At 70.1% G+C, this 966-nt stretch carries 1 protein-coding gene; it reads right to left on the bottom strand.

Annotated elements, in window-relative coordinates:
* Positions 1 to 966, bottom strand: a 966-nt coding sequence (locus tag Vgi01_RS30320) for a ketoacyl-synthetase C-terminal extension domain-containing protein (protein WP_204293345.1), incomplete at both ends; no start/stop codon positions are given.

The following is a 966-nucleotide window of genomic DNA, read 5'->3' as shown; positions in this document are numbered from 1 at the left end:
GGCGAAGACGGTCTTGCCGCTGGTGCGGGTGCCGCGGTGCACGGCGGGGTGCGGACGGTCGTCGGCCAGGGCGAGCAGAGCCTGGCGCAGGTCGGCGGGTTGGGTGCCGAGGACGGCGGCGCGGTGCGTCAGGGCTGCGCGGCCGGTGGCGAGGGATCCGGCGACGTCGAGGGGGTCGGTGTCCGGGTCGGTGAGCAGGTCCGCGATGCGTCGGGCGGTGTCGGCCAGGGCGGCGGGCCCACGGGCGGACAGCAGCAGGGGTATGCGCTGCGGGCGTGGTTGCGCGGTGGGCTCGGCGACGGGTTCGGGTGCAGGGGCCTGTTCGAGGACGACGTGGGCGTTGGTGCCACCGAATCCGAAGGACGACACGGCTGCGCGGCGGGGACGACCGGTGTCGGGCCACTCCTGCCGAGTGGACAGCAACTGCACCGCACCGGAGTCCCAGTCGACCATCGGCGACGGCACCTCACAGTGCAACGACCGCGGCGCCACCCCCGCCCGCATCGCCTGCACCATCTTGATCACACCACCCACACCCGCAGCAGCCTGCGCGTGACCGATGTTCGACTTCAACGACCCCAACAACACCGGCACACCACCAGTACGGGACCCGTACGTGGCCAACACCGCCTGCGCCTCAATCGGATCACCCAACGACGTACCCGTCCCATGCGCCTCCACCACATCCACATCCGACGCCGACAAACCAGCAGCACCCAACGCCGCCCGAATCACCCGCTCCTGCGCCGGACCACTCGGCGCCGTCAAACCATTCGACGCACCATCCGAATTCACCGCACTACCCCGCACCACCGCCAACACCCGATGACCCCTCTCCCGAGCCACCGACAACCGCTCCACCAACAACAAACCCACACCCTCAGCCCAACCCGTACCCCCCGCACCCGCACCAAACGACCGACAACGACCATCCACCGCCAACCCCCGCTGACGCGAAAACTCCAC

Source organism: Micromonospora gifhornensis (assembly GCF_016863515.1).
GTDB lineage: Bacteria > Actinomycetota > Actinomycetes > Mycobacteriales > Micromonosporaceae > Micromonospora > Micromonospora gifhornensis.
The sequence above is the reverse complement of the archived record's forward strand: the minus strand, read 5'-3'. Positions and strand labels throughout refer to the sequence as shown.